6 protein-coding genes are annotated in these 8335 nt (G+C 53.9%); 5 read left to right on the top strand and 1 reads right to left on the bottom strand.

The annotated features are described in order from the left end of the window. The first annotated feature begins 250 nt into the window (after positions 1 to 250). Positions 251 to 412 carry a hypothetical protein gene (locus tag KOR42_RS27160; protein ID WP_197441576.1) on the top strand — a complete coding sequence of 54 codons (162 nt, stop codon included), beginning with the start codon at positions 251 to 253 and terminating at the stop codon, positions 410 to 412. 67 nt (positions 413 to 479) lie between these two features. Here the strand turns inward: KOR42_RS27160 and tilS are convergent, their stop codons facing one another. Continuing rightward, entirely contained in the window at positions 480 to 1502 is a 1023-nt protein-coding gene (gene tilS, locus KOR42_RS25150; RefSeq protein WP_146512563.1) for a tRNA lysidine(34) synthetase TilS, read from the bottom strand. Positions 1503 to 1654: 152 nt separating this feature from the next. Between tilS and KOR42_RS25145 the strand changes: the two genes are divergently transcribed. The 4 genes from KOR42_RS25145 (at position 1655) to KOR42_RS25130 (ending at position 7489) form a co-directional block, all read left to right on the top strand. Then, the gene (locus KOR42_RS25145) at positions 1655 to 2401 is read left to right on the top strand and encodes a lipoyl(octanoyl) transferase LipB (protein ID WP_146512562.1); all 747 of its coding nucleotides are present in this window, start codon (positions 1655 to 1657) and stop codon (positions 2399 to 2401) included. Further along, positions 2394 to 3374 carry a lipoyl synthase gene (gene lipA, locus KOR42_RS25140; protein WP_146512561.1) on the top strand — a complete coding sequence of 327 codons (981 nt, stop codon included), beginning with the start codon at positions 2394 to 2396 and terminating at the stop codon, positions 3372 to 3374. The genes KOR42_RS25145 and lipA overlap by 8 nt, the downstream gene beginning before the upstream one ends. A 721-nt stretch (positions 3375 to 4095) precedes the next feature. Next, complete coding sequence (locus tag KOR42_RS25135) at positions 4096 to 5019, top strand: YybH family protein (protein WP_197441575.1); 924 nt, start codon at positions 4096 to 4098, stop codon at positions 5017 to 5019. 175 nt (positions 5020 to 5194) lie between these two features. Beyond that, positions 5195 to 7489, top strand: coding sequence for a tetratricopeptide repeat protein (locus KOR42_RS25130; protein WP_146512559.1), 2295 nt, complete (start codon positions 5195 to 5197; stop codon positions 7487 to 7489). Positions 7490 to 8335: the final 846 nt, after the last annotated feature.

Below are 8335 nucleotides of genomic sequence, written 5' to 3'. Positions count from 1 at the left end.
CAGCTTCTGCAACACCTCAGCCAGCGACTTTCCTGCCGCCAACATCGCTTGCCCCTCCTGCAACAGCTTCACAATCTGCTCAGGCTTACGTCGTCGTCGCTTCGTCATCAAAGTCTCCTCGAACCAAAATCGGTCGGTTGACTCTCATAACATCTGGATCAGAAAATGGGGAGCACGCCACGACGTCTCAACGACAATTTGGCGAACGGTCACAGACTTGTCGAACCGTGTGTTGTATTTTGATTCCGTCATGAGCCCACAGATTTTCTGGATCAAACTTGACGAACTCAATTTCGATTCCAATCAGCCCGTCCAGAAACTGACAATCCACGAAAACTACAGCTTGATGGGAGATGTCTCGAAGGAATTCAAACCGAACAAGATGTTCGATTTCCTCAAGCCTGAGGACTAATTGCGACGTTCATCAAGCGTCGATCCAGCATAGGTCTTGCAGCGAATTACGTATCGGGGAGTTGGCTTCACTTCGAAGCCGATTCCCCGGACGTTCGATCAAAGAGAAGTTCGATCTTCTTCTTCCGTCGCGTTGCCTGCACCGGACCGGGAAGCGAAATGCTTCTGGGTGCCCCATGCTTGATCATCTCTGTGAGTTGCGACCAATGTTCGAAGGTGAGTCCCCGACGAGGCCAATTTGCTTGTCTCCAGACAGAGACCAAAACTTCGGTCATCAGCCCCATCGGTTGCCCCGCCAATTGAACGGAATCGATCACGATTCGGTCGGCTGACTCAATCGTCACTGCCTGTTCGATGAGCGGAGTTACAAGCTGATCGAATGTCTGTTGCGCACGGTCAGCCTGTTTTCCCAGCTTCAGGAGCGCGTCAGAAACTTGAGGATTGAACGACTCCTTGAGAAGCGGCAACAGTTCGTGTCGGATTCGATTGCGTGTAAAATCGCGGTCCCGATTCGATTCGTCTGTTCGATATTCAAGCCCCAATTCTTTCAATAGAGCCTCAATCTCTGCCCGTGTGCATTCGAGCAACGGACGGATCAGTGTCGTCCGGGAATTCAGTTTGCGACTCGACGGAATTCCTCTCAAACCGCGAAGTCCGGTTCCACGTACAATATGATGCAGAATCGTTTCCACTTGATCGTCTTGAGTGTGCGCGACTGCGATCCAAGGAGCGGAGAGGTCGGCGGCGAGGTTCTGTAACCATTCGTATCGCAGGTTGCGTGACTCGTTCTCGCTCCCTGAAAGCGACACATCCGATGGAGGATTCCCGATGCGGCAAGGAATCGAATTCTGGGAGCAAAAAGAGCGAACGAATTCAGCGTCGTCGGCAGCGCTCGGTCGAAGTTGATGATTGAAGTGCCCGACATGGAGATCGAGTGCAAGCTCAGCGGAGAGCTGATGAAGCAATGAAAGCAGGCAAAGACTGTCCGCACCTCCGGAAACAGCTACAATGACAGTCGTCTCATGGATTTGACGGGAGCAGAAAAACTCGCGAACTAACGAGAGCAATGCCGGATGTTGCGATTTTGTCATTCAATCAACCGCCTCTTGCTTGTCATCTCTGAAGGTCGCGACCTACTCTGGACCGGTCACATTCGACAATGTTAGGATTTGCGAAGATGATCTCACTACTCCAACACTGCCGAAATGCCGGCAGAGGAGTTCTATGATTAACGAGCCAGGAAATGTCCAGTTACCACTCGAGCGAAAATCAACTTCCGCGTCATGCGGGGTCGCTTGAGGTCTATCTACTGGGAACTGTTGACTATTCCGCATTTCTTGGGCTGCAAGAGTATCTCACTTATGAGATCAGTGGACGCCGATCACCTGACGGAATCCTGCTTTTGTGTGAACATCCTCCACTGATCACCGTCGGACGTCAGGGATCTCGTTCGCATATCCACCTCGAAAAGAGAAACACCGCATCACCCGATGTTGATGTGATGTGGGTTGCCAGAAGCGGCGGAGCATTCGCTCATGCTCCGGGCCAGCTTGCGGTTTATCCAATTCTTCCACTGGATCGAATTGGAGTCGGACTTTCGGAATTTCGCAGCAGCCTGGAGCAGGCAATTTGCCTCACATGTCGAGAATTGAAAGTCCCGGCGAAACGAAATCACGAAGCCAGCGGGCTGTGGGGACGCGGCGGACAGCTTGGATACTTCGGCAGTAGTGTTCGATCCTGGGTCTCGAACCATGGTGTTTTCTTGAACGTGACGACACCACCTGAGATGATGAGTCTGACAACTCCCAACAGTGTCGGAGTTTCCGCGACTTCGATTCAGGCCCATCGTCTCCAACCGGTCCCGATGCCGACTCTGCGCGAAACTGTCATTCGGAAAGTCTCCGAACAATTTGGATTTGAAACATCAGATGTCTCGACCGGACATCCACTTCTCAAACGTACGACTCAAAGAATTTTGACTCATGCATGAACTTCCGATCGTTGATTCCGCTGCGACATCTGGCGGATGTTGTGGATCTTCACCCGACCCGAGTCTGACCGAATCAGGCGCTGGCAAAAGCACACCACGTCGCCGCCTTCCCAAGTGGCTCAAGCGTCCCATGCCAAGTGCCGAGATGGCCTTCACCGGGGGAATCATCGAAGACCTGGGCCTCGAAACCGTTTGCGAAAGTGCCAAGTGTCCGAATCGAAGCGAATGCTGGGCTCAGCAAACTGCGACGTTCATGATTCTCGGGAATGTGTGCACTCGTCCCTGTGGCTTCTGTTCGGTCCCCAAGGGAAAAACAGAAACTGTTGAGCAGGACGAACCCGATCGCGTCGCCGAAGCGGCCCACCGACTCGGACTGAAACATGTCGTCATCACCTGCGTGACACGTGACGATCTTCCCGACGGAGGCGCCGAGCATTTCTATCAATGCGTTCTGAAAGTCCGGGAACGTACCGGAGCGGCTGTCGAAGTTTTGACTTCCGACTTCATGGGAAATCGCCGAGCCATCAGCCGCGTCATCGAGGCGAAACCCGATGTCTTCAATCACAACACAGAAACGGTTCCCCGGCTCTACGATCGCGTCCGTCGAAACGCCGTTTATCAGCGAACACTCGATCTCCTGGCACAAGTCAAAGAAGAAGATCCTTCGATGGCCACAAAGAGCGGTCTCATGCTCGGTCTCGGAGAAACGATGGAAGAAGTCGTCGAAACATGTGCTGACTTGCGAGCGGTCGGCGTCGACATGATCACCATCGGTCAATATCTGCAACCGGGACCGGGACAGCTTCCTGTCGAACGATTTGTTCCGCCGGAAGAATTCGAAGAAATCGCGAAGCAGTGTCACCGACTGGGATTCTCGATGGTCGCATGCGGTCCATTCGTTCGATCAAGCTATCACGCTGGCGAAATGGTCCATGACATGGCCACCGGAACAGTCATTTCATCGGTGAAATAAAACCACCGAGCGGAACTCGAAAAACAAATGGACGATCTCGCCACTCTTCGGAACGGCGGGATCGTTTCATTTTTGACACAAGTTGTGGATGGACATCGCCACGCAACAATCAATGAGTTGCGCCACTCCCCTCCCGACTAAAGCCCCAACTTCTTCACTCGACAAAGCTTGAGCAACGATTCTCAGAATGCACGGCTGCAAATCCGGGGGCTTGCCATTCATTTTGGCATCGTCGACACCATTGGCGATGCTCACACCATTGCCGATTTCAAGCCTGAACGTAGTCGTTCCGCATCAGAAGTTGTAATCTCTCGGTAGGGTCCCTGCTCTTTCTTCATCAGATGGACCGCCACAACTTCACACTGTTCTCATGAGTTCATGAAAGAATGACAGAGAGAATCATGTTGTGCCGTAGATCGTTGTATGTTTGGGCTCAGGACAATTGGAGAACTGCCCCCTCTCCAGATTTCCCGTTCCCGATAAAGTCGTCCCCGTGCTGACTGTTCGAACAGTGCAAGACACACATTCAAATACCGGATCGAAACGGATCGCCCTCTCCCTGTTCAGCGGAGTGAGCGATCCCATGCCTGCTCCCGTACGATCCAGACAGATCTCGAAAAACCATCGCTTTCACGCTTCTCGGCGCCTCTTCGGAAATGACAACCGCAGACGCGACGCACAGTCAATTCTTCTCAATTCAGGCCACATCAGGAGTAAACATATGCAGCGACTCATTGCGTTTCTTGCAGCATCAATGCTGTTCTGGAGCACCAACGCCTCAGCACAGACGAACACGAAGCCTGCCATACAGGTTATCGCGGAGCAGACAGCGAATCATTACATCGAAGCGTTTAACAATCGCGACGCAACCGCGCTCTCAAAACTATTCACTGATGAAGCCGAATACGTGGACGTGTCGGGAACAATCTTTCACGGACGTCCCGTCATCGAAGCTGAGTTCGCAGCCAATTTCGCGGTTTCTCCTCCGGGAACACTCGCCATCGAAATGGCCTCGATCCGCCAGATTGCCCATGGAGTCATGGTCGAAGACGGTGTCGCCTCCTTCAACCCCGAAGGAGACGAAGCAACAATCCGCACGCTCTACACAACCACTCACGTCAAACAGAACGACGGGTCCTGGTTGATGGCAAGCGTCCGTGAGTTGAGTTCCGGAACGATGAGTTCGCACGAACAACTCAAAGCACTCACATGGCTGCTGGGTGACTGGCACGAAGACGTTCGCGGTGTCATTACGCAATCGACCTGGGACTGGTCAGAAGATGAAAATTTTCTCGTCGGAACATTCACTGTTGAACAATCCGACGCCGTCAGTTGGACCGGAACTCACCGCATCGCCTGGGACGCGGAACGGAATCAATTCCACTCCTGGGTTTTCGAGTCTCACGGTGGAACAACCGAAGGCTGGTGGGAACCGAATCCCGACGGAAGCTGGTCCGTCAACATGAGTGGAATCGATGCCAGCGGAGTTCGTCGATCAGCCCGACTGACCTACCTGGCTGACGGAGATGACGCCATCGTCGTGTCGGAGACTCAACGCCTCGTCAACGGCACGAGCCTTCCTCCAACAGTTCACCGTGTCGTGCGAAAGCCACCGGCCGTCGAAGCCCCGAAGAATCTGAACTAAAGCAATTTCGTCTCGGGCGAACGACGCATCACATGAGCAAACGCACTTCTCGTCGTACATCGAATGAAACTAATTCAAGCGAGTGCGACAACGGAAATCACACGGTCCGGATTGACGACGTCAATCGCGATACAAAATTCATAACAACGTGCTCGACACGTTTGGGAGAACAAAAATGATTCGACGATACTTCTGGGTCTGCGCAATCGCAGCCCTGAGTTTCCCCTTGTCGACCAATACAACTTTCGCACGCGGCTTCGGCGGAGGTGGACTGGGAGGATTCCATGGTGGGGGCCTTGGCGGCGGCGGATTTCACGGCGGAGGAATTGGTGGAGGAGGCTTCCACGGAGGCAGTCTCGGCGGGGGTGGATTCCATGCTGGAGGACTCGGCGGAGGTGGCGGAGTTCACGGTGCCAACTTTGGCGGAGGGGGAGGATTTCACGGCGGAAGTTTCGGAGGCGGGGGCAACTTTCACGGCGGCAGTGGCTTCTCGGGAGGCGGACTTTCCGGTGGCGGATTCCGTCCGAACCTTCCATCGCATTCACCTCTCTCAGGCAAAGGCCCCAATTTGAATCTCGGTGGAGGCGGCGGCCTGAACAATTCGAATCTGGTCCACCGACCTGAAACTGGCGGACTCGGGCTGGGAGTTGGAGATCGCAACCCATTGCAGCCCGGAGGAGGAATCACTCGGCCTGATCTCAATCCCGGGAACCGCTCAAACATCTTCGGAGGCAACGGGCGTCCCGGTTTGCCTTCCGGCGGCGGAACACACCCGAATGGATTACATCCTTCAAACGGCTTTGGCCCGGGATCAGGCACTGCCTCACTTCCCGGATTTGGACCTTCTCACGGAGGAGCGAGCAATCGTCTTCCGAGCATCCACCCCGGAGAAGGAGGCGCCGGCGATCGACTCCCAGGCATGCGACCGGGTGCAGGCGGAGCTGGTACTCGCTTGCCAGGAAATCGCCCCGGAGAAGGCGGAGCAGGAGAACGACTTCCTGGAACTCGACCAGGAGAAGGTGGAGCCGGAACGAGATTGCCGGGGAATCGACCGGGCGAAGGTGGAGCTGGCACACGCAATCCGGGAATGCGTCCAGGAGAGGGTGGAGCTGGAACGCGATGGAATCCCAGCGATCGCGGGACCATTCCAGAACGTCATCAAGACCTTTCCACACGTTTCGATCAGCTTCAAAACCACTGGGGAGACAGTTCCTGGGCTCATCAGCAATGGGTCGGTCCACACGGCGGAGATGTCAATCACTTTGGATTCTGGGGACCAAACGGTTACTGGGGACACACCGGCGTCTGGGGGCCTAACGGAGGTCACTGGGGACACACCGGACACGTCGGACCAAATGGAGCCTGGGGACACACTGGCTACTTCGGACCGGCCGGACACTGGTCTCGCAACTGGGGATGGTACAACGGTTATTGTCCCGTTTGGGGTCACGGAAGTTGGAACTACATCTGGGACGAATATCCCGTCGCAGCAGCATTCGGTGTGACAATGTGGGGACTCAACTGTGTCGACTACATGTTTGGTGTCGGAGACTATTACAACCCGTATTACACCGGACCAGTTTACGTGAACGACGATACTGTCGTGAATTACTCACAGCCAGTTGTCGGGAATCCATCGTACGAGTCCGAGGAATCCAGCCAGAGTGATTCAAGTGACAGCTCCTCATCCGATCCTCTGACCGAGACGTTCAAGAAAGCACAGCAAGCATTCTACGATGAACAGTTCGATCAGGCGTTAAAACTCACGAACGAGTCGTTGGCTTACGCTCCTGAAGATGCTGCAATGAACGAATTTCGCAGCCTCTGCCTCTTCGCAATCGGGAAGTACCAGGATGCAGCTGCGACAATTCACGCAGTGCTGGCAGCTGGCCCCGGGTGGGACTGGACGACGATGATCAGCTTGTACGACGACGCGGATGTCTACACGAAGCAGCTTCGAAAGCTCGAAGAATACGTTCGAACTCATCCAGACGATGCAGGGGCGATGTTCTTGCTGGGGTATCACTACCTCACAGCTGGTCACAAAGATGCAGCCGTCAATCAGTGGAAGAAAGTCATTCAGATCAAACCGGACGACACGCTGACGACGGACCTTGTGAAAATGTACGATCCGCCGAAGTCCGACAACTCTTCATCCGATCAGACTCCCGCTCCCGATCTTCAAAAGCCGGCCTACCCGATCGCACAACTCGTCGGGACCTGGACAGCTCAAGATGACAAAGGAACGTACGTACTGATCCTCGATCCTAAAGATTCGTTCACCTGGACGTTCACCCGGGACGCGAAACCGCAATCAGTCAAAGGGGCCTTCATTGTGCGGGGCAAGAACCTCGTGATGCAGCCGAACTCCGGAGGCACGATGATTTGCACAATCGACTTAACTTCACCCAAGACGATGCAATTCAGCTCCGTTGACGACTCGACAAAGCTCACCTTCACGAAGCCCTAAACTTCAAACCAGCTTCTTTTGAGCTAAGAACTTCAGCGCGGCGTGCCCGAAATGGGTCCGCCGCGTTTTTCATTTCCCGGGCCAATCTTGTCGAATTCCGCGATCTCTTGCAAACAATTTCGCGACAGCTCACGTCTTCCGTTCCTGTCTCTTTGCACTCCCCTGCACTCTCTCAGAAAATCACCGATCCAACATTTCCGATCCTCCGGGTCGTTCGGCAGTCGATACACCACTGCAATTCATCACTCCCCTTCGATCCGCCGCCATCACTTCGCCGTTGATTCAAAGCCCAACTCACGAATTTTGCGAACAACCGATCAAGCTGTTCTGATTCCAGATCAGCGAAACGGGAAATCTTCACAGAAACGTGAGAACTTTCAGTTTCGCAGTCGGTTGCTCATCAAATCTTAACACTCATAGAGCAGATTCCGCCCGTCGTGATGCACGTCGTTGAATTCACGACTGAAGCATCGGACGCATCCCTGAATCAATGGCAACCACTGCCATCGAAATTCATGAAGTCACTGAGTCGCACGTTCGACTCGTGCTCATGAGTCATGTTCTGGTTCATCGGATCCCTGTTTCGAAATGCCCAATCACACACATCCGATCATCTCGATCAATGGTGTGTCGTGATTCGCGAGAGCAAACGCGTCATTCAGCAAGACAGATAAGTGCTGGCAATTATAGAAAGTCGATGGCGATAGCAGAGAGAACTTAGAGCCTATCCGGAATCCTCTTCATGCTGTAAGTCGGTATTTGAACGGAGCTTGGTTGGGTGAAGGAGCTAAGCGGCGGAGCATGCGACCAATGGAAGCCACATAGATCATGGCTTCGCTCGATTTG

The organism is Thalassoglobus neptunius, assembly GCF_007859735.1.
Classification (GTDB): domain Bacteria; phylum Planctomycetota; class Planctomycetia; order Planctomycetales; family Planctomycetaceae; genus Thalassoglobus; species Thalassoglobus neptunius.
The sequence above is the reverse complement of the archived record's forward strand: the minus strand, read 5'-3'. Positions and strand labels throughout refer to the sequence as shown.

Bases quoted from the DNA above. Each gene is read 5' to 3' on its own strand.
- KOR42_RS27160 (WP_197441576.1), top strand. From the start codon at position 251: ATGAGCCCACAGATTTTCTGGATCAAACTTGACGAACTCAATTTCGAT.
- KOR42_RS25145 (WP_146512562.1), top strand. From the start codon at position 1,655: ATGTCCAGTTACCACTCGAGCGAAAATCAACTTCCGCGTCATGCGGGG.
- tilS (WP_146512563.1), bottom strand. From the start codon at position 1,502: ATGACAAAATCGCAACATCCGGCATTGCTCTCGTTAGTTCGCGAGTTT.
- KOR42_RS25130 (WP_146512559.1), top strand. From the start codon at position 5,195: ATGATTCGACGATACTTCTGGGTCTGCGCAATCGCAGCCCTGAGTTTC.
- KOR42_RS25135 (WP_197441575.1), top strand. From the start codon at position 4,096: ATGCAGCGACTCATTGCGTTTCTTGCAGCATCAATGCTGTTCTGGAGC.
- lipA (WP_146512561.1), top strand. From the start codon at position 2,394: ATGCATGAACTTCCGATCGTTGATTCCGCTGCGACATCTGGCGGATGT.